The organism is Solirubrobacter ginsenosidimutans, from assembly GCF_027587205.1.
This window is the reverse complement of record NZ_JAPDOD010000002.1, coordinates 155686-176221: the sequence shown is the minus strand read 5'-3', so window position 1 is coordinate 176221 and position 20536 is coordinate 155686. Positions and strand designations below refer to the sequence as shown.

Annotated in this window: 13 protein-coding genes and 1 pseudogene; 10 read left to right on the top strand and 4 right to left on the bottom strand. The window is 71.1% G+C overall.

All coding sequences use genetic code 11. The features are described from left to right. Positions 1-36: 36 nt before the first annotated feature. The 6 genes and pseudogenes from OM076_RS03265 to OM076_RS03235 all read left to right on the top strand — a co-directional run bounded on the left by OM076_RS03265 (position 37) and on the right by OM076_RS03235 (position 8519). The gene (locus OM076_RS03265; protein WP_270037953.1) at positions 37-1089 is read left to right on the top strand and encodes an aromatic ring-hydroxylating dioxygenase subunit alpha; all 1053 of its coding nucleotides are present in this window, start codon (positions 37-39) and stop codon (positions 1087-1089) included. An 84-nt stretch (positions 1090-1173) separates the two neighbouring features. Continuing rightward, positions 1174-2203: pseudogene (locus tag OM076_RS03255) on the top strand (PDR/VanB family oxidoreductase); the annotation flags it as partial. Next, on the top strand, positions 2173-2979 hold the full coding sequence (locus OM076_RS03250) for an IclR family transcriptional regulator (RefSeq protein ID WP_272597530.1): 807 nt from the start codon (positions 2173-2175) through the stop codon (positions 2977-2979). The pseudogene OM076_RS03255 and the gene OM076_RS03250, both read left to right, overlap by 31 nt. 211 nt (positions 2980-3190) lie before the next feature. Continuing rightward, on the top strand, positions 3191-4966 hold the full coding sequence (locus OM076_RS03245) for an RNA/DNA-binding domain-containing protein (RefSeq protein ID WP_270037949.1): 1776 nt from the start codon (positions 3191-3193) through the stop codon (positions 4964-4966). A 74-nt stretch (positions 4967-5040) separates the two neighbouring features. Further along, a complete protein-coding gene (locus OM076_RS03240) occupies positions 5041-6066 on the top strand; it encodes an isopenicillin N synthase family dioxygenase (protein WP_270037948.1) in 1026 nt (341 codons plus the stop codon). A 65-nt stretch (positions 6067-6131) separates the two neighbouring features. Further along, the gene (locus OM076_RS03235; RefSeq protein ID WP_270037947.1) at positions 6132-8519 is read left to right on the top strand and encodes an alpha/beta hydrolase-fold protein; all 2388 of its coding nucleotides are present in this window, start codon (positions 6132-6134) and stop codon (positions 8517-8519) included. 18 nt (positions 8520-8537) lie between these two features. Here the strand turns inward: OM076_RS03235 and OM076_RS03230 are convergent, their stop codons facing one another. Then, entirely contained in the window at positions 8538-11954 is a 3417-nt protein-coding gene (locus tag OM076_RS03230; RefSeq protein ID WP_270037946.1) for an ATP-binding protein, read from the bottom strand. 21 nt (positions 11955-11975) lie between these two features. Between OM076_RS03230 and OM076_RS03225 the strand changes: the two genes are divergently transcribed. Further along, positions 11976-12815, top strand: coding sequence for a polysaccharide deacetylase family protein (locus tag OM076_RS03225; RefSeq protein WP_270037945.1), 840 nt, complete (start codon positions 11976-11978; stop codon positions 12813-12815). 4 nt (positions 12816-12819) lie between these two features. On the opposite strand, the gene OM076_RS03220 is transcribed toward OM076_RS03225, so the two are convergent. After that, positions 12820-15387: a putative bifunctional diguanylate cyclase/phosphodiesterase gene (locus tag OM076_RS03220; RefSeq protein ID WP_270037944.1), complete on the bottom strand. Its 2568-nt coding sequence runs from the start codon at positions 15385-15387 to the stop codon at positions 12820-12822. Positions 15388-15553: 166 nt separating this feature from the next. Here OM076_RS03220 and OM076_RS03215 point away from each other — a divergent pair, with 166 nt between their 5' ends. The 3 genes from OM076_RS03215 to OM076_RS03205 all read left to right on the top strand — a co-directional run bounded on the left by OM076_RS03215 (position 15554) and on the right by OM076_RS03205 (position 19511). Then, positions 15554-17065: a S8 family serine peptidase gene (locus tag OM076_RS03215; protein ID WP_270037943.1), complete on the top strand. Its 1512-nt coding sequence runs from the start codon at positions 15554-15556 to the stop codon at positions 17063-17065. Positions 17066-17200: 135 nt separating this feature from the next. After that, positions 17201-17545, top strand: coding sequence for a response regulator (locus tag OM076_RS03210; protein ID WP_270037942.1), 345 nt, complete (start codon positions 17201-17203; stop codon positions 17543-17545). Between the two features lie 19 nt (positions 17546-17564). Next, a complete protein-coding gene (locus OM076_RS03205) occupies positions 17565-19511 on the top strand; it encodes a CHASE3 domain-containing protein (protein ID WP_270037941.1) in 1947 nt (648 codons plus the stop codon). On the opposite strand, the gene OM076_RS03200 is transcribed toward OM076_RS03205, so the two are convergent. Next, positions 19489-20172: a response regulator gene (locus OM076_RS03200; protein WP_270037940.1), complete on the bottom strand. Its 684-nt coding sequence runs from the start codon at positions 20170-20172 to the stop codon at positions 19489-19491. The genes OM076_RS03205 and OM076_RS03200 overlap by 23 nt on opposite strands. A gap of 85 nt (positions 20173-20257) precedes the next feature. Further along, positions 20258-20536 (bottom strand): hypothetical protein, encoded by a 279-nt coding sequence (locus OM076_RS03195; protein ID WP_270037939.1) that lies wholly within the window; start codon positions 20534-20536, stop codon positions 20258-20260.

Here is a 20536-nt window from a genome sequence, read left to right as displayed (position 1 = left end):
TTCCCAGCCGGCCGGCCGGCTCGTAGCGTCCGGCACATGACCTGGTTCGCCAACCATCAGTGGTATGTCGCCGCCTACGGAGAGGAGGTCGGGCGCGAGCTGCTCGCTCGCACGGTCTGCGGAGAGCCGCTCGTGCTCTTCCGGACCGAGGACGGCGCGGCCGTCGCGCTCGCCGATCGCTGCGTGCATCGCCGCTATCCGCTCTCCAAGAGCCGCCTGGAGGGCGACCGCATCATCTGCGGCTATCACGGCTTCACCTACGACGCGGGCGGTCGTTGCGTCTCCGTCCCGGGGCAGCAGCGCATCCCGCGGACCGCCCGCGTCGGCGCCTACCCCGTCGTCGAGCAGGACTCGTTCGTCTGGGTGTTCATCGGCGACCCGGCCCGCGCGGACGCCGCCGCGATCCCACGCGCGCCGTGGCTCGCCGACCCGGGCTACGCCACCGTCCGCGGGATGGAGCCGCTCGCCGCCCGCTACGAGCTGCTCGTCGACAACCTGATGGACCTCTCGCATGAGACGTACCTGCACGGCGGGTACATCGGCACGCCCGAGGTCGCCGAGACGCCGATCAGCACGGAAGTCGACGAGGACCGGAACATCGTCTACGTGTCGCGTCACATGGACGACGCCGAGTGCCCGCCGTTCTATGCGCGCTCGACCGGGATCGAGGGCCGCATCGTGCGCTGGCAGGACATCGAGTACCGGCCGCCGTGCCTGTACGTGCTGCACAGCCGGATCGCGCCGGCCGGCGTGCTGCCCGCGGCCGACGGCAGCGACCCGCACGGCTTCCACGTCGAAGTCGTGTACGCGGTCACGCCCGAGACCGAGCACTCGACGTATGACTTCTGGTCGGTCGCGCGCGACTTCGCCCAGGACGATGCGGACGTCACCAACTACCTGCGCGAGAGCAACCGGACCGTGGTGCTGCAGGACGTCGTGGCGCTCGACGTGCTCGAGCAGGTGATCGCCGCGGAGCCCGCCGGCTATCAGGAGCTGAGCATCAACATCGACACCGGTGCCCTGGCGGCGCGGCGGATGCTGCAGCGGCTCACCGAGGCCGGCGTCCGGGAGGCGGTGCCGGTGTCGTGACGGACCGCGACGTCACCTATCGGGTGGTGTGGGTTCCTGGCACCGACGAGCTGGTCGGCGTCTGCCACTGCGGCGCCGAGCACGTGGCCGCCTCTCCCGTCGAGATCTGGGCGTGGCTGCTCGGCCATCCGCAGGGCCACGAGCTCGTGGGAGCGACGCAGTGACCGTCGTCGCGGCCGAGCGCGAGCTCGAGACGGTGGTCGCGGGCAGAGTCCACGTGGCCGACGGCGTCGTCGCGCTGACCCTGCGCTCGCCGACCGGCCACGAGCTGCCCTCGTGGGAGCCCGGCGCCCACATCGACCTGATCCTTCAGGGCGGGCTCGCGCGTCAGTACTCCCTCTGCGGCGATCCGGCGGACCGCCGCGCGTGGCGCGTCGCCGTGCTGCGAGAACCCGACGGGCGCGGCGGCTCGCGATACGTCCACGACGAGCTCTCCGGCGGCGTGCGCATCCGCGGGCCGCGCAATCACTTCCCGTTGCTGCCGGCGGAGCGCTACGCGTTCGTCGCGGGCGGCATCGGCATCACCCCGATCCTGCCGATGGTCGCGCGCGCCGAGGCCGACGGCGTGCCCTGGCGGCTGCTGTATGGCGGGAGGACGCGTTCCTCCATGGCCTTTCTCGGCGAGCTGGCGCAGTACGGCGACAAGGTGCTCGTCGCGCCCCAGGACGAGACCGGTCTGCTCGACCTCGCTTCGTGGCTCCCGGCTCCCGAGGAGGGCACGCGGGTCTACTGCTGCGGTCCGGAGCCGCTGCTGGCGGCGGTCGAGGACCGCTGCGCGCAGTGGGCCGCCGGAGCCCTGCAGACCGAGCGGTTCACGGCTCGCGCCGTCGCCTCGCCGGTACTCGCGGAGGGATTCGAGGTCGTGCTCTCCGCTTCCGGGCAGACGGTGACCGTGCCGCCCGGCCGCTCCATACTGGAGGTCGTGGAAGCGGCAGGAGTACCAGTGCTGTCCTCGTGCCAGGAGGGCACTTGCGGCACGTGCGAGACCGCGGTCCTCGAGGGCGTGCCCGACCATCGCGACTCGGTGCTCTCCGGCGAGGAGCGAGCCGCCGGCGACGTGATGATGATCTGCGTCTCCCGATCATGCACGGACCGGATCGTCCTCGACCTCTAACCGCGCGCGGCGACGAGCGCTCGGTGACCGGCCGCGCGCTCGCCGTGCTCGAGGCGTTCACGCCGGAGCGGCCGCTGCTCTCGCTGTCGGACCTCTCGCGGTCCGCGGGCCTGCCACTCACGACCACGCACCGGCTGGTCGCCGAGCTCGCGGCCTGGGGCGCACTGGAGCGCGACGATCGCGGCCGCTACCGGATCGGCCTGCGGCTGTGGGAGGTCGCGTCGCTGGCGCCCCGCGGCGTCAGCCTCCGCGAAGCCGCGCTCCCGTTCATGGAGGACCTGTACGAGGTCACCCACGAGAACGTCCAGCTCGCGATCCGCGACGGGCACGAGGTGGTGTTCCTGGAGCGGATCGCCGGCCGGCGCGCCGTCGGCGTCCTCACGCGCGTCGGCGGCCGATTCCCGCTGCACGCGACCGGCGTCGGCCTCGCGCTGCTGGCGCACGCGCCGGCCGACGACCAGGAAGAGCTCCTGGCGCGGCCGCTCGAGCGCTTCACCGAGAAGACGCTGGTTCAGCCTGACCGCCTGCGCCGCGCCCTCGCCGATGTGCGCCGCACCGGCGTCGCGGTCAGCGACGGTCAGGTCACGCTCGACGCCCTCTCGGTCGCCGCGCCGGTGTTCGACGGCGCGGGCGAAGTGGTCGCCGCCCTCTCGATCGTCGTGAACTCGGCGACCGCGAACCCCGCCACGTTGGCCCCCGTGGTACGCGCCGCCGCACTCGGGGTCTCGCGCTCGTTGAAAAGACGCAACGCGCGGCACGGCACCGACACCCGCTGAAGCGTCGCCGCGCTCCCGGAAGGCACGCGCGCGCTCGGAAACTGAGGCCGCAGTGCAGGAACCCGAGATTCCCCGTCCTGGCCGGGCAGCGTGAAAACGCGTGCTCGACGGCAGCGGCCAGCGTCTGACGCCGCGCGCGTAGGGCAGAGTTTGCGATCAGTTTGCGGTCTGCGCTACTGTTGCGCCAGACGCAAACTCTCCGCAAACTCGCATGGATCCGACCGTTCTTCAATCACTCGAGGCCGTGTATGCCGGCGACTCGGCCGACTCTCACGAGACCGAACGCATCGACTTCAAGCAGGAGAACACCCGAAGCCGCGGCGACACCGAGAAGCTGCTTGTCGAAGCGACGTTGTGCTTCGCGAACTCGTCGGGAGGAAGCATCGTCGTCGGGGTACGCAACAAGCCCGGAGGCCCCGACGCGTTCGTCGGTACGACTCTCGATGCCGTCCTGCTCAAACAACGAATCTTCGAGCAGACCGTGCCGCACTTGGCTGTAGACGTGGAAGCGATCGACTTTCACGGGACCCGCCTTCTCGTAATCCGAGTCCCTGAGAGTCCCGAAATCCATGCCGATACCCAGGGACGCGCGCCCCGCCGGATCAACACAGACTGCATCAACATGAGCCCGGCTGAGCAGCTGCGTCACCGCGAGGACCGTCGTGGGATCGATTGGTCCGCAGTCGCCAGCGAACGACCCACGCCGGATGTGTCGCGGCGAGCCCTTGACGTCGCTCGAGAGCTGCTGTCTAGACATCCGAGCCAGGAGCGCCAGGCGCTATCGCGTCGCGAAGACCCGGAGCTGCTCACGGAACTTGGGGTGCTTCGCCAGGATGGCCGGCTCTCGCGAGCCGGGGAGATCCTCTTCTGCGAAACCGCCGATGGGTCGGCGCGACTCGTCTACATGTATCGAGAGACGCCCGGCGGCGAACCGACGGAGCTTCGGCGCTTCAGCGAGCCTTTGATCGTCGCCTACGAGCGGGTGATGGAACTCGTCGAAGCGAGAAGGCGTCTGACGCCGGTCACTCTCCCTCAGGGACAGCAACTTCCGATCGAGGACTTCCCGAATCTCGCGGTTCGTGAAGCATTGACGAACGCTGTTGTGCATCGTGACTACCACACGGGTGCGCCGGTCACGATCTCGCACTCGCCCCAACTCTTCGAGATCTCGTCCCCTGGGCCGCTCGTGGCCGGCGTGACGCCGGCGAACATCCTCACGCACGACTCCAAGCCGAGAAACGCCCTCCTCACGAAGGCCGCACGCGTGCTCGGACTCGCCGAGGAAGTCGGCGCCGGTATCGACCGCATGTATCGCGAGATGATCTTCGCCGGCAACGACCTACCCGGCATCGATTCAGACCTGGAACGGGTTCTCGTCACCCTGACCGGCGGCGCGGCGAACACGAGAATCCCGTTCTATGTGTCTCAACTTCCGTCGGAAGAACGCACCGATGTCGACACCCTGCTGGTCCTCTACACCCTCTGCCACCGCCAGGCCATCTCCGCCACCGACATCGCACCGCTCCTCCAGAAGCGACCCGAGTCGGCCCAGGTCACGCTGAAGCGCCTCGCGGACGATCCGGTCGCGATGGTTGAACCGAGTCGCGGAACTGCGCGGCGACGCTTCCCGAAGTACCGCTTGCGCGAGCATGCTCTGCAGGCATTGGGCACAGCGGTTCGCTACAACCGGCGATCCATCGACCAGACCGACCGACGCGTGATCGCTCACATCGACGAGTACGGAAAGATCACGAACAAGACGGTTCGAAACTACTTCGACGTCGACGTCGGACGCGCACGCGACATCCTTGGCGATCTAGTCAAGCGCGAGCTCCTCGTGAAGACCTCCGACGCCACGCGCGGGCCGAGCGTGACCTATGGACCCGGCCCGAAGTTCCCAGCCAAGGCGGGACGCGGTCGTCAAGGCTCGAGATCGGGAAGCTCACCCGCAACGGATGGAATAGACGACGACGACACGCTGTTCTAAGGCGTCGCGATGTACTGACGGACGTCGGTTGCACGAGGCCGTTTCAGGCTGGCGCTCCCCATAAGCTGGTGAGGGTGAGCGCACCGTCACCTCTCCCCGTCCTCGACATCTCCGGCTTCCGTTCGGATCCGGACGGCCCTGCCGGCGCGGCCTTCGTCGAGGCACTGCGCGACGCCTTTCACGGCATCGGCGCCGCCTACCTCGTCGGCCACGGCGTCCCGGACGACCTCATCGCCCGCGTGCGAGAGGTCGCCGAGGAGTTCTTCGCCCTTCCCGAGCCTGAGCGGCTGGCGATCGAGAACGTCCATTCGCCGCAGTTCCGCGGCTACACGCGCCTGGGCAACGAGCACACCAACGGACGGCGCGACCTCCGCGATCAGGTCGACGTCGGCCGCGAGCAGCCCGCGCCCGAGATCGGGCCCGACGATCCGGCGTGGCTGCGCCTGCGTGGACCGAACCTGTGGCCGGAAGGGCTGCCGGCGTTCCGCACGGCCGTCAGCGACTACAACGCGGCGCTCGAGCAGGCCGGACATGTGCTGATGCGCGCGGTATCGCTCGCGCTCGGCCAGCCGGCCGACCACTTCGACGCGATCGTCACGCCGCCCGAGGTCCTGACCAAGATCATCCGCTACCCGGCGCCGAGCGAGGACTTCCCCACCGACCAGGGCGTCGGTCACCACACCGACGCCGGCTTCCTCACCCTCCTGCACCAGGACGCCGTCGGCGGCCTCGAGGCCGAGGTCTACGGCGAGTGGGTCGGGATCCCCGCACTGCCCGGCGCGTTCGTGGTCAACATCGGCGAGCTGCTGCAACTGGTCAGCAACGGCTACTTCCGGGCCACGTTGCACCGTGTGGTCAGCCCGCCCAAGGGCGTCCAGCGCATCTCGATCGCGTACTTCTTCAATCCGTCCTTCGAGGCCAGGATCGAGCCGGTCACGCTCCCGCCCGCACTCGCCGCCGAGGCGCCGGGAGGCGAGAGCGCCGACCCTGACAACCCGATCCTCTCCTACTACGGGTTCAACACGTTGAAGGTCCGGCTGCGCGCCCACCCCGACGTCGCCGAGCGTCACCACGCCGACCTTTTGGCGCGCACCGACTGAGCCCGTGATTGAGTACGGCCCTCGTCTCAGTCGCGTAGTTCCGTAGCAGAAGGAGGGTCTGCTCAATGCTGTCATTTAGTCCCGCGCGCCGCGTGTGCGCGGGGATGTTCGCCGTAGCGGCGATGCTCGCCGTGCCCGGGCCGGCGCACGCCGCCGCGCCGTTGAAAGCCGACATCACGTTCGGCAACTCCGTGGTGGATTCGCACCTTCACGGCCGCGTCTACCTGCTGCTCCGCCCCGGAACCAACCAGGACCCGCTCAGCTCCGTCAGCGCCACCGGGTCCACGCTGGTCTACGGCAAGGACATCTCCGACGTCGCCCCCGGGCAGTCGGTCTCGGTCTCCGGTGGTGGGGACGGGTTCGAGGGCGTCTACGGGTTCCCGAAGGCGTCGCTCGACGATCTGCCGTCGGGGACCTACACGGTCCGCGCGTTCTTCAACGTGTACGAGACCGCGCACCGGTCCGACGGGTCGACCGTCGACATGCACTTCCCGTGCGGTGACGGCGGACGGCCGTTCTCGTCGCCCGGCAATCTGCGCAGCGCGATGCAGACGGTCACGATCGACCGCAACCAGGACACCAGCCTCGCGCTCACGCTCGCCGAGAAGCTCACGCCCGCGCAGGCCGTGCCGGCGGGCGGGACGTGCCAGCAGGGCAACCCGGCCGAGTCGGCGCACGTCAAGCAGGTCAAGATCAAGAGCGAGGTGCTCAGCAAGTTCTGGGGCCGGGACATGTACGTCGCCGCCACGGTCCTGTTGCCGTGGGACTACGACGACCCGGCCAACGCGGGCAAGCGGTACCCGGTCGTCTACTCGCAGGGCCACTACTCGACAGGCGTCCCGTTCGGCTTCAGCGAGACCGCGACCACCGGCCTGTCGGGCTGGTGGCGCGACCCCGCGAATCCGAAGCTGATCGGCGTCTCGTTCCGCACCGAGAACCCGTTCTACGACGACTCCTACGTCGTCAACTCGCCCAACCTCGGGCCGTACGCCGACGCGATCAACGACGAGCTGATCCCGAAGCTCGACGCGATGTTCCGGACGATCGCGCGGCCCTACGCGCGCGCTCTCACCGGCGGCTCGACCGGCGGGTGGATCACCGTCGCCAATCAGATCTTCCGGCCGGACCTGTTCGGCTCCGCCTGGTCGGGCTATCCGGACTCGCTCGACTTCAATGCGCACCAGACCGTCGACCTCTACAACGCCGGCAGCGCCTACGTCGAGGACAACGGGGACGTCATCCCGTCCTCGCACTCGTACAACACCACCACGGGAGTCGACACCGTCACGTTGACGATGCCCGCGGAGAACCACTTCGAGCTGGCGGTCGGCAACCGGTCGCGCTCCCAGGTCGGCCAGTGGGACATCTGGAACGCCGCGTTCGGCGCCCAGGGGGCCAACTGCTACCCGCTCGAGCCGTGGAACAAGGTCACGGGCGCGATCGATCACGGCGCGGTCGACAAGTGGAAGGCGATGGACATGAGCGAGGTCCTGACGGACCACTGGGCGACGCTCGGCCCGGTCCTGCGCGACAAGCTGCACATCTGGGTGGGCACCCAGGACACGTACTACCTCAACGAGGGCGTGAAGGCGTTCCAGGACACCGTGGAGCGCCTCAGCGGGAGCACGAACTACGCCACGTTCACCTACGGCCCCGGGCAGCCGCACGGCTACACGCCGTACGCGTCGACGCAGGCGATGCTGACCGACATCGCCAACTACATCACGGCGCACACCCCACCCGCGGGGCAGCCCGATCCCGACCTCTCGGCCGCCCGCGGCAACCGCTGGGCGGACGTCTCAGGACACAGTTGCGCCACGCGGACGCCGGCGCACCCGGCGATCACCGGCGCCGCGGCCGTCGGCTCCACGCTCACCGCCAACCCCGGCGACTGGGACTCCGGCATGGCGTTCAGCTACCAGTGGAAGCGTGACGGCGCCGCGATCGACGGCGCCACCGGGTCGACCTACACGACGGTCACCGCGGACGTGACCCACGCGATCACGGTCGCGGTCACGGGCGCCAAGCTCGGCTACGACACGACCACGCAGACCAGCGACCCGCTCACGGTCACCCCGAAGACGAGCAGCGTCAGCGGGTCGGTCGGCGGGAGCGTGCCCGCCACGCTGTCGCTCACGCTCGGCGCTCCGGCGTCGTTCGGCGCGTTCACGCCTGGCCTGATGAAGGACTACACGGCGACGACATCGGCCACCGTGGTCTCGACCGCGGGCGACGCCTCGCTGACCGTCTCCGATCCCGGCCACCTGACGAACGGCACATTCTCGCTGCCGTCAGCGCTTCAGGTCGCGTTCTCGAAATCGGCCTGGGCCGCGCCGGTGTCCAACGACAACGTGACGATCACATTCAATCAGCACATCGACGCGGGTGACGCGCTCCGCACCGGCGCGTACTCCAAGACGCTGACCTTCACGCTGGCCACCACCACGCCGTGAGGCCACCGCCGCCGCGGCTCACACGAGCCGCGGCGGCCACGGGCTCGCCATCCCGAGCTCGCGATAGGCAGAGAGCGCCGCGTCGAGCCAGTGGCGTGCGCGTGCCGGCTCGGCCTGAGTCTCGAGCAGGCGCGCGTAGTCGTGTTGCGCGAACGCGAGCCAGGGGCGGGCGCCGGTGCGCTCGTTGATCGCGATCGCGGCTTGGAAGTGGGCGTCGGCGTCGTCGAGACGGCCCAACGTCGTCGCAAGGAGCGCGAGGTAGCGGGGCATCGCGCCGCGGAAGCCGTCGAAGAAGTCGGTGGCCTGGAGGTGGGCGTACGGCAGCAGCCGCCGGTAGAGGACGGCCGCGGCAGGCGCGTCCCCCAGCCGTGCGCTCACCTCGGCGAGCAGGCTCATCGCGTACAGCCACGCCTCGTCGAGGGGCAGCGCGGTGCAATCGTCGCGCAGGAGCTGCGTCAGCGCGCGCTGCGCCTCCGCGGGGCGGCCGGTACGGACATGGATCTGCGCCAGCACGCAGCGGAAGCTGGGCCGCCACGGCATCTTGGCGGCGAGGCCGGCGATGCCCGGCTCCGCGTCGGCGAGCGTGCCGCGCAGCTCGCACAGCGCGTGGCGCTGAATGTGGTAGGCCGGGATGGCCATCTCCGGCGTCGCCCGCTCGCCAAGCGAACGCGTGGCTTCGAGTGCCGACTCGAAGCCGTCGAGCCGGCCGCGGAGGAGTTCGAGCCCGTCACGCTGGCTGCTCGCGATCCAGGTTCGCGCGGGCTGGCGGAGCTTCGCGGCGGCGCGCTGCGCATCGATGATCAGACGCTCGGCGTTCTCGATCTGCCCCGTGACGATCTGGCCCCACACCTGGTGCGTGTAGGCCGCGGCGATCTGTTCGAGATCTCCGGTGCTGGTCGCGATCCGCTCCATCTCGCGCCCGCTCGCGATGCACGCTTCGACAGTGTCTGGTCCGTGGGTCGCCGCGGTGCGGGCCGTCAGCGCATACGCCAGTGCCTCGGGGCTGCCGGCTTGCCGCGCGAGCGCGACCGCCTCGCGGCTCAACCGCTCGCGACGCTCGCTCGAGTGTTCGTCGCGGAGCGCACCGGCGAGGCGAGCGAGCAGCAGGATTCGCAGCTCCGGATCCGCGTTCCCGAGCGCCTCGAGCCCTTCCTCGAGAAGCGTCAGGATGCGCCGGTCCTCGCCCGCCCGGGCAAACACGTTGCGGCCCCCGTAGCCGTGCGCCGCCTCCGCCAGCGCTCGTGCGAGCCCGAGCCGCCGCGCGATCTCCGCGGCGGCGAGAAACGCACGCTTGCCGGCCTGCAGGTCTCCCGCCCGGATCTCACTCCGGCCGATCGCGAGCAGCAACTCGCAGCGCTGCTCCTCCGCGGCGCCCGCCGCAGCCAGCGCCGTCCGGTACAGGCGGCCGGCCTCCTCGTAAGCGTGCAGCGTGAGCGCGCGATCCCCGGCGCGGTGGGCGTAGTCCAGCGTGCGCGCCCGGTCGTGCGCGGCCGCGGCGTGATGGGCGAGCTCGGAGAGGTCGCCGTCGGCCTCGAGGGCACCGAGCGCCTGCCGGTGCAACCGGGTGCGCCGCGGACCGGTGAGCTCGCCGTAGAGCGTGTCGCGGATCACCATGTGCGAGAACCGCAGCCGCCCGTCGCCGTCGGGTACCTCGCCGATCACGCGTGCCGCCATCGCCTCGTCGAGTGCATCGAGCACCGCGTCCTCGGGCAGCTCGGACAGCTGCACGAGCGGCGCGACGGCAAACTCGCGGCCGAGCACCGAGGCGTGCGCGAGGATCGCTCCGCATGCGGGCGAGAGGTGGGCGATGCGCCGCTGAACGACGTCCCGAACCGTCTGTGGGACGGCGATCGGCGCGCCCTCGGCGGCCAGCAGCCGGACCGTCTCGCCGAGAAAGAGCGGGTTGCCGTCGGTCTCCGCGTGCAGGTCGGCGGCGAGACCGGAGAACGCAGCGGCAGTGAGCGTGACGTACTCGGCCACGTCGGCCTCGCTCAGCGGGCCCAGCGCCATCCGTACGGTCAACGGCTCGCGCGAGACGTCGGCCAGCGTCTCGACCAGGCTCGAGCCGGGAACCGGATCCACGTCGCGATATGCGCACACGATCAGCACGCGGCTGGTACCGAGCGAGCGTGCGAGGAAGCGCAGCAACAGCAGTGACGCCGAGTCGGCGGCATGGAGATCATCGATCACGAGCACGAGCGGCTGCTCGACCGAGACGCTGCGAAGCAACTCGGAAACCGCCTCGAAGAGCCGGAACCGGGCGCCATCCGAGCCGAGGCCGTTCGGCTCCGGCATCCCGGGGAAGCGCTGTCGCAGTTCGGGGAGGAGCTGCGCGAGGTCAGGCGCGGCCGCGCCGAGCTGCGCGCGCAGCGTGTCCGTATCCGCCCCGGCGACGTAGGCGCGCAGTGCCTGCACCCACGGCCAGAAGGCGGGCGCGCCACCGGCTTCCCAGCAACGCCCGACGAGGACGGAGATACCCCGCGCGGCGGCATGCCCGCTCAGCTCCTCCGTGAGCCGGCTCTTGCCGATGCCCGGCTCGCCGGCGACGAGACAGACCCGCCCACGACCGGCGACCGCGCCGTCGAGCGCCGCGAGGAGGACGGCCAGCTCCGCGGTGCGGCCGACGAAGGGACGCTCCGGAGCGCCCACGGGTAGCTCCGGCATGAGCTCGAGCCGCGGATCCTGCTGGAGGATCGCGCGCTCGAGCTCGCGCAGCCGCGGGCCGGGTTCCAGGCCGAGCTCGGCCACGAACGCCGACCGCGCCGTCCGGTAGGCCTCGAGTGCCTCCGCTTGACGCCCGCTCCGGTACAGCGCGAGCATCAGCAGCTCGTGCAGCCGCTCGCGCTGCACGTGCGTCCGGGTCAGCTGCAGCAGCTCGCCGACGAGATCGGCGTGCGCGCCCAGCGCCAGGTCCGCTTGCAGCCGCGCTTCCAGCGCCGCGAGCCGCGCTTCATGCAGGCGCGCGACCTCCAACGCCGCGAACGGCAGATGGTCGAGCCCCGCGAGCGCCGGACCGCGCCACAACGCGAGCGCCTCGCGCAGGAGCTCCGCCGCGCGTCGCGGCCGTGCCGCGCGCGCCTCGGCGACGAGCTGCTCGAAGCGGTCGGCATCCAACTCGCCCGGGCGCACCCGTAGCTGGTAGCCCGCCGGCGTGGTCGTCAGCGCGGTCGGATCGCCGAGCGCCTTGCGCACGCGTGAGACGTGGACGCGAATCGTCCTGACGGCCTGTCCCGGCGAATCGCCGCCCAGCAGCTCGACCGCGAGTCGCTCCGCACTGACCGGCGTGTTCGGGTGCAGCAGCAGCATCGCGAGCACCGCCCGTGGACGCGGGCCGCCCAGCTCGAGGACCGAGGCGCCGGAGCGGACCGTCAGCGGCCCAAGGATCTCGAACGCGATCGCGGCGGTGTTAGCTGGATGAAATCTCGCTGCAACCACGCGGCTCGACGATCTTCGGTCATGCGACTCCAGATGGCAACCGTGGCCGCGATCGGCATGTGTGCGGCCGCGCTGGTGGGCTGCGGTGGCGGCGCACCGGTGTCGCCACGCCAGTCGGCGATTCCCGTGCTCGTCTACCGCGACGTGCAGCCGAAGCAGCTCGCGCACCAGTTGGATCAGCTGCACGGCGCGGGCTACGACACGATCACGCTCGCCACATTCACCCGCTTCCTCCGCGGTCAGCCGGTGAAGCTGCCGCCGCGCCCGTTCCTGCTCACCTTCGACCACGGTCGCCGCGCCGCGTTCAAGGCCGCCGACGAGGTCCTGCGCGACCACGGGTTCAACGCGGTCGGCTTCATCGACGTCGGGCGCGTCACCGACGCCGATCCCGCGTACCTCAGCTGGGGTGAGCTGGACGGGCTCCAGCGCGACCGCCGCTGGGAGATCCAGCTCGAGTCCGGCACCGGCAACTTCCTGATGCGCTACGGCCCGGCCCCCGGCGACGTCGGGCCCTTCTACGCCTACCGCGGCACCGACGAGGTCCTCGGCGGGTGGCGCGAGCGCGTCTTCGGCGACCTCTCGGTCGCCGAGCGCCAACTCACCCACTTCATCCACGGCTACCGCCCGCTCGCCGTCGCGCCGCCCTACGGCAACTACGGACAGGCCGGGACCAACGACCCCGAGATCCCCCGCCTGCTGCTCGCCCGCCTGCAGCTCAGCTTCCCACTGGTCTTCACGCAGGACCGACCCCCGCTCACCGCCCGCGGCGCCGGCACCGCCGAGCGGATCGGCCGGCTCGAGCTCACCCCCGCGCACGGCGACCGCGACCTGCAAGCCCTGCTCTCCAAAGGGACCCCGTGAAGGGCTAGGCGCGCCGCGCGTCCTGACGGACGCTGAACTCGGCGGGCATCTGCCGGCGGAAGCGTCCGGTCCCGGCGGCGGCGGGGCGGCCGATGAGGAACCCCTGGCCGAACTCGACCCCCAGGTCGCGCAATGCGTCGAGTTGCGCGGGCGTCTCGATGCCCTCGGCGATGACGTCGAGCCCGAGCTTGCGCGCGAGCTCCACGATCACGCCGATGAAGCTCGCGTCGCGGCCCTCTCCCACGAGCCCGTCGACGAACGGCTTCGCGATCTTGAGGGTGTCGAGCGGCAGCGAGTGGAGGTAGCTGAGCGAGGAGTAGCCCGTGCCGAAGTCGTCGAGCGCGATACGGATGCCGAGCGCGCGCAGCTCGCCGAAGCGGGCGGCGCTCGTGACGGCGTCGTCGAGCAGCTCGGTCTCGGTGATCTCCAGCGCGAGGCGCTCCGGCGGCAGGCCGAACTCCTCGAGCATGGCTTGCACGCCGGCGGTCAGATCCGGATCGCGCAGCTCGGCGGCGGAGAGATTGACGTGCAGGCGCAGCGGCGGATCGTCCGGCGCGGCGGCTTCCCAGAGCCGTGCCTGGCGGCACGTCTGCTCCAGGACGTGCCGGCCGATCACCCGGATCAGGCCGGACTCCTCCGCCAGCGGGATGAACTCCGCGGGACCGATCCGGCCGCGCACGGGGTGCTCCCAGCGCACGAGCGCCTCGCCGGCGCTGATGCGCCCCGTCTCGAGGTCCACGATCGGCTGGTACTCGACCATGATCTCCCGGCGCTCGATGGCGCCGGCCAGCTCCGTCTTGAGATCGTGCCGGCGCAGCATCGCGGCCGCCATCGGCGGGTCGAAGAACGCGAAGCGGCCCTTGCCCGACGTCTTCGCCTGGTACATGGCCAGGTCGGCCTCGCGGATCAGCTCGTCGGGGTCGCGCGTGCGGCCGCTGTCGGCGATGCCGACGCTGAGGTGGACGGGCACCAGCTCGTCGGCGGCGTGCACCGGCGTCTCGAACCCGCGCAGCACGCGCGTGGCCACGGCGCCGAGCTCCGCGATCGGATCGTCGACGCCCGGCAGCATGACCGCGAACTCGTCGCCGCCCAGCCGGGCGACGATGTCCTGAGGGCGCACGGAATGCCGCAGCCGGCCTGCGACGGAGACGAGCAGTGCGTCGCCGACGGCGTGGCCGAGCGTGTCGTTGACGATCTTGAAGTCGTCCACGTCGATGAACAGCACGCCGAGCGTGGCGGTTCCGTCCGCGAGCTCGCCGCGCAGTCGCTCCATGAACATCAGCCGGTTCGGCAACCCGGTGAGCGGGTCGTGATAGGCCTGATGGTGGAGCTCTTCCTGGAGCGTGCGCAACTTGTTCACGGCCTGCTCCAGCCGGTCGTACTGCAGCGCCACGCTGGCGTTATTGGCGAGCACCTCGAGCAGGCGCCGGTCCTCGCCGCCGTATCCGCGCTCGAGGCCGAAGCGGTTCGCGAGCATGATGACGCCGATCAGCCGGCTCTCGCCGGGCAGCATCGCGACCATCGCGTTCCGGATCCCGCGTTGCTGGAGGTGTTCCCGCAGCGCGGCGGGCTCGTAGGGCGGCGTGAGCGAGACCACCGGGTTCTCGGCGTCGATCACCGCCGCGAGCGCCTCGGCCGCGCCGCGGTCGGCCTCGACCATCGTCACCCGCTCCACTCCGGGACCGTAGGTGCTCCGCAGGGGCGTGCCGTCGGCACTGAAGAGGACGACCTCCGCGATCTCCGAGCGGAACGCCTCGAGCGAGCGCGCGAGCACCCCCTCGATCGCCTCGGCGACCTCGGGTGAGCGCGTGAGGGCCCGGTTGGACTCGTAGAGGAACTCGAGCTTCTCGTGCTGCTGGCGCTCTGAGACGTAGGCGCGGTAGAGGCCGAACACCACGGCCGCCGGGACGAGCAGCAGGACCGCGGCGCGCGCGTCGGTGGAGATGAGGACCGCAGCCGAGATCGCGATGCTCGAGTTGGCGGCCGTGAGCACGAGGTCCATCGCGAACATCTGCCGCAGCGTGGCGAAGGTCATGTCCCCTTCGGCGATCGCGATCGCACCGGCGATGCAGGCGATCGACAGCGCGCCTGTCACCAGGGTGGCCACATACAGCGCGAGCCACGTGCTCGGCTCGAGCGTGTCGGCGGGTTCGGCGATCGCGCGGACGATCACGAACGCCACGCACACGGCCAGCGCGAGCTGCGCGAGGTTGAACGCCAGCTTGATCGGCGGCAGCCTGCGGAACGCGTACGCGGCCCCTGCGCCGAGCAGCGCGCCGGCCATGAATCCGTCGCCGCTCGCGAACGCCAGCCCGAAGACGAACGGGAAGTCCGCCAGCGAGAACGAGTGCGCGCTGCGGCGGAAGTGCAGATGCACCACGCACGTCTCGGCGAGCGCCCAGCCGACCGCGATCGCCCACCACGGCAGATGCGGGTCCGTGAGCGGCTCGGCGCCGTGCAGGGAGACGAAGAACAGCGCGATAGCGATCGACGCGAGCGCCGCGCTGTAGAGCACGATCCCCCCCATCGGGGGGAGCCGCGGCACGCGGGCGTCGTCAGATGAGGAGCTCATCGGGTCCTGGTTTTCACAGCGCGAACATCAGTGTTCACGCCATCCTCGACCATTCGGCCAGAAACGGGCGCAGTTCTCAAGCCAGTAACCGCAGTTGGTCAGCACGCAAACCCGGCCGAAAATCGGGCTCAAGTGCCCGCCGGACGCGGCCGATGGGGCGCGCATAATGCAGAGGACTCTCATCGTCGCCGTGATCGCGCTGTTCGGCGTGCTCGCCGGCCCCGCGCAAGCCGCACAGCAAGCCGCCACCCATATCGTCCAGCTGCGGAGCGGGGTCTCGCTCGCTGAAGGCCGGGCCGCTGTCCTCGCGGCCCACGGCGACGTCGCGGACACGCTGCCGATCATCAACGGCCTCGCCGTCCGCCTGCCCTCGGATGCCCGCGCGCGCCTCGCGCACGACACGCGGATCGCGTCGATCAGCGCCAACGCGTCGATCAAGTCGCAGACCGACCGCTTCGACCCCACCCAGCTCGCGACGGCCTACCCGGCGTCGGTGCTGGCCCCGCCCGTCTGGAACAGCCCGACCGGCGCGACCGGCGCGGGTGTCGGCGTCGCGGTCATCGACACCGGCGTCGACGGCGGCCTGGTCGACTTCAACGATGCGCAGGGCGCCTCGCGAGTGGTCGCCTCGGTGGTCACCGACCCGAACGCGACGACGCCCAATGACAACTTCGGCCACGGCACGCACGTCGCGGGCATCATCGCCGGCGACAGCACCCGGCGCCCCGCCGGCGATCCGCTCGCGGGCCGCTACGTCGGCATCGCCCCGGACGCGAACCTGATCGCGATCAAGGCATCCGACGACAACGGCGACGGCACGATCCTCGACGCGATCTACGGTCTCCAGTTCGCCGTCGATCACAAGGCGGACTACAACATCCGCGTCGTCAACCTGTCGGTGTCGTCGACGGTGGCCGAGTCCTACCTGACCGACCCGCTGGACGCCGCGGCCGAGGCCGCGTACTTCCATGGCATCGTCGTCGTCGCCGCCGCCGGCAACCTCGGCACGGCCGCCGGCTCGGTGAGCCACTCGCCGGGCAATGACCCGTACGTGATCTCGGTGGGCGCGGTCGACGACCAGGGGACGACGGCACGCGGCGACGACGCCTACGCGGCGTGGTCGAGCGTCGGCACGACCCAGGACGGGTTCGCGAAGCCGGACCTCGCGGCTCCGGGCGCGCACATCGTCTCGACCCTCGCGCCCGGCAGCGCGTTCGGCCAGCTCTGCCCGCAGTGCATCGTCGACGGCAGCTACCTGCAGGTCGGCGGAACCTCGATGGCCGCGCCCGTCGTCGCCGGCGTCGCGGCGCTGATCGCCCAGGCCCATCCCGACTGGACGCCGGACCAGGTCAAGTCCACTCTGATGGCCACCGCCCGCGACGTCCCGGGTGCGATCGACGAGGTCAACGCCTCGGCGGCGATCTCGGTCGCGGAACCCGCGTCCGGCGCGAACGCCGGACTCGTCCCGAACCAGCTCATCGACCCCGCTACCGGCAACATCGACGAGACCCGCTCGAGCTGGGGCCGCTCCAGCTGGGGGACCCCGTCCACGCCGCTCCAGGCCGGCTGGGCGAGCTCGAACTGGGGCTGCGTCTGCCCCGGCTGGAACGATCCCGACGACGACGACACCCGCTCGAGCTGGGGCAGCGCGACGTGGCTCGTGAAGTGGAACAGCTGACGCGCGTGTCCTGGGGCGGCGGGCGCCGTCAAGGTCCCGCCGCCGCGCTTCAGAGAGCGACCATGACAGCCAGATGAGCGTAGTTGGCGGCTAGCTTCAATGCGGTGAGGGGTTGTTGGTGCGACGCTGGATGCCGTGCCGCTCCGCTGCTTGATCGTCGACGACAACGCCGCCTTTCTCCACGCGGCCGCGACGCTGCTGGAGCGCCAAGGCGTGACCGTGGTGGGCGTGGCGTCGACCGCCGCGGAAGCGCTGCGGCGCAACATTGAGCTGCAGCCCGATGTCGTGCTCGTCGACATCGTCCTCGGTGCCGAGAGCGGCTTCGACGTCGCCCGCGACCTGACGGGCGGCGCGGCCGTCATCCTCATCTCGACCCATGCCGAGGCCGACTTCGCCGATCTGATCGAGCGGACGCCCGCGGCCGGCTTCGTGTCGAAGTCCGAGCTGTCGGCCGAGGCGATCCGGCGCCTCACGCCGTAGGGGGAGGATCATTGGCTGCATGTTCTCCCCGAGGGGAGCGAGCGCGGGCCCGTTCAGCGGGCTGACACAGCGGCTCGTCGCCGCGAGCATTCTGCTCGCGCTGGTCGTGGGCGGTGGATTCGCGGTGATGCTGCTCGCCATCGACGAGCTGCGCGCGGACGACCGGCGAACGCGGCGAGCACAACGCGTGACCGTCGCGGCCACCCAGCTGCAGCGGCTGCTCCTCGACCTCGAGACCGGCGAGCGAGGGTTCATCCTCACGCGGCAGGCGCAGTTCTTGGAACCGTGGGCGGCCGCTCGCGCCGGGTTCGCGCGGCGGGCGCGCGATCTGCTCGCGCTCACGGCGGGCGACGCCGAGACGACGCAGCGGGCGCGCAGCATCGTCGACGCCCAGCGGGCGTACATCGATCAATACTCCGTGCCGACGGTGGAGGCGGCGCGACGAGGCGATCCGTCGGCCGGCACCGGCGCGCGCGCCACCGACGGCAAACGCCGCGTGGACGCCTTGCGAGCGCAGTTCGACCAGTTGCTCGGTCCGGAGCAGCGGCGGTCGGCGGCGGCGGCCGCGAGCTCCGAGGCCGCCTCGCGCCGCGCGGCGGCCGGGGCGATCGTCGGCCTGAGCGGCTCGCTCGTGCTGATCGTGCTCTACGTGGCGTACCTGCGGCGCGCGATCGTGCTCCCCGTCCGCCGCGCGGCGACGATGGCCGGCCGGGTCGCGGCCGGGGATCTCGGCGCACGACTGCCGGAACGGGAGGCCGGCGAGATCGGCGCGCTGGAGCTTGCGTTCAATGTCATGGGCGACTCGCTGGAGCGCAATCGCGACGAGCTCGCGGCCCTCGCCGAGGAGCAGGCCGCGCTGCGGCGCGTCGCCACGCTGGTGGCGCGCGGCGCGCCGCCCGACGAGGTGTTCGCCGCCGTGGCGGAGGAGGCCGGACGGCTCACGGGAGCAGACCTCACGGTCCTCAGCCGCTACGAGTCGGCCGCCGAGTCGACGAGCATCGCCGGCTGGAGCAGGACCGGCCGGCGGCTTCCGATCGGCAGCCGATCCGCGCTCGGCGGTCACGAGACGCGCACGCTCGTGCTCGAGACCGGGCGGACGGTGAGGATCGACCGCTATGACCCGGACGACGACTCGGTCCCGCACGCGTGGCGGGGCCTGCGGTCGGGGGTGGGGGCGCCCATCAACGTCGAGGGCCGGCTCTGGGGTGCCATGACGGTCGCCTGCGAGCGCGAGGAGCCGTTGCCGGCGGGCACGGAGGACCGCCTCGCCGCGTTCACCGATCTCGTGGCCACCGCCGTCGCCAACGCCGAGAGCCGCTCGGAGCTGATGGCGTCTCGCGTGCGCATCGTCGCCACCGCCGACGAGACGCGGCGGCGCATCGAGCGCGACCTTCACGACGGCGCTCAGCAGCGCCTCGTTTCGCTCGCCCTCCAGCTGCGCGCGGCGCAGACGACCGTGCCGCCCGAGCTGCGCGACCTCGACGCCGAGCTGGACGGCGTCGCCACCGGGCTCGCGGGCGTGCTCGAGGAGTTGCGCGAGACCGCGCGCGGCATCCACCCCGCCATCCTGTCCGAGGGCGGCCTCGGTCCGGCGTTGCGAACGCTGGCACGCCGCTCCGCCGTCCTCGTGCGGCTCGACCTTCGCGTCGAGCGCCGGCTGCCCGAGCCGATCGAGGTGGGCGCGTACTACGTGGTCTCGGAGGCGCTCACGAACGCTGCCAAGCACGCGGAGGCATCGGCCGTCGACGTGCGCATCGATGCGGTCGAAGGCGTCCTGCGCATCTCCGTCGCAGACGACGGGGTCGGGGGCGCGGAGTTCGGGGGCGGATCGGGACTGGTCGGCCTCAAGGATCGCGTCGAGGCCCTCGGAGGCAGCATCTCCGTCACGAGCCCGCCGCGCGCGGGCACGGCGGTGAACGTCAAGCTGCCGCTGGGCGACGACGTCAGTGCGCCTCCAGGAACGTGACCACCGCCAGCACGCGGCGATGGTCCTCGTCGCTCTCGGGCAACCGCAGCTTGGAAAGGATGCTGCGGACGTGCTTCTCGACCGTGCCCTCCGTCACCCACAGTCGCTGGGCGATCCCCGAGTTCGAGCGTCCCTCCGCCATCAGCGCGAGCACTTCACGCTCGCGCGGGCTGAGCGCGTCGAGCGGGTCCCCGGCGCGTCGCGCCGCGACGAGCTCCTGCACGAGCGCCGGGTCGACGGCGGACCCGCCGCGGCAGATCCGGTCGAGCGTGTCCACGAACTCGTCGACGTCGGTGACGCGGCTCTTGAGCAGGTAGCCGGTGCGCTGCCCGCTGGCGAGCAGGTCCATCGCATGCTCGACCTCGATGTGCGCCGAGAGCACGAGGATCGCAGTCTCGGGGACCTCGGTGCGGATGGAGCGCGCCGCCTCGAGGCCTTCGATCGAGTGCTTCGGCGGCATCCGGATGTCGACGATCGCCAGATCGGGCCGCTCGGTCCGGACGAGCTCCATCAGCTCCGCCGCGCTCTCGGCCTGACCCACGACGAGGAAGCCGAACCGCTCGAGCAGGCTGGCCAGACCTTCGCGGAAGAGCACCTCGTCGTCTGCCAGGACCACACGCGTCCCTTGCGCGCGGCTCGACTGGACAGGCCCGGGTGCCATCACCGGGATTATCCATCAACGCCGCGAGGCGGATGGATGGTGGTGCCGGCCATGACCAGCGGCCGGCACCACCCGCTGCGGCCCCTCACATGGCGGCGTGCGGATCTTTGCGACCGGAGATCCGCTCGGCCCATCCGCAGAGCTCGATGGCGGCCCGTTCCTCTCGGTCCAGCGCCGCGCGGTACGCCACGAAGGCAGTAGCCGCGTCCGCGTCCTGCGACGCGGCCCATCGCTCATACGCGCCCTGGACGTCCGCGGACTCGTCCCGCCACGCGGAGTAGCTGTCGAGGTACTCGCGCATGAGCCAAGCGGGGACGTCTTGGCTCAGCACCGTGGTCGGGGCGAACACGTCGTAGTCGGACAT

Excerpts from the sequence above, each read along its gene's own strand:
- OM076_RS03265 (WP_270037953.1), top strand. The coding sequence starts at position 37 with ATGACCTGGTTCGCCAACCATCAGTGGTATGTCGCCGCCTACGGAGAG.
- OM076_RS03250 (WP_272597530.1), top strand. The coding sequence starts at position 2,173 with ATGCACGGACCGGATCGTCCTCGACCTCTAACCGCGCGCGGCGACGAG.
- OM076_RS03245 (WP_270037949.1), top strand. The coding sequence starts at position 3,191 with ATGGATCCGACCGTTCTTCAATCACTCGAGGCCGTGTATGCCGGCGAC.
- OM076_RS03235 (WP_270037947.1), top strand. The coding sequence starts at position 6,132 with ATGCTGTCATTTAGTCCCGCGCGCCGCGTGTGCGCGGGGATGTTCGCC.
- OM076_RS03225 (WP_270037945.1), top strand. The coding sequence starts at position 11,976 with ATGCGACTCCAGATGGCAACCGTGGCCGCGATCGGCATGTGTGCGGCC.
- OM076_RS03220 (WP_270037944.1), bottom strand. The coding sequence starts at position 15,387 with ATGAGCTCCTCATCTGACGACGCCCGCGTGCCGCGGCTCCCCCCGATG.
- OM076_RS03215 (WP_270037943.1), top strand. The coding sequence starts at position 15,554 with ATGCAGAGGACTCTCATCGTCGCCGTGATCGCGCTGTTCGGCGTGCTC.
- OM076_RS03205 (WP_270037941.1), top strand. The coding sequence starts at position 17,565 with ATGTTCTCCCCGAGGGGAGCGAGCGCGGGCCCGTTCAGCGGGCTGACA.
- OM076_RS03200 (WP_270037940.1), bottom strand. The coding sequence starts at position 20,172 with ATGGCACCCGGGCCTGTCCAGTCGAGCCGCGCGCAAGGGACGCGTGTG.
- OM076_RS03195 (WP_270037939.1), bottom strand. The coding sequence starts at position 20,536 with ATGTCCGACTACGACGTGTTCGCCCCGACCACGGTGCTGAGCCAAGAC.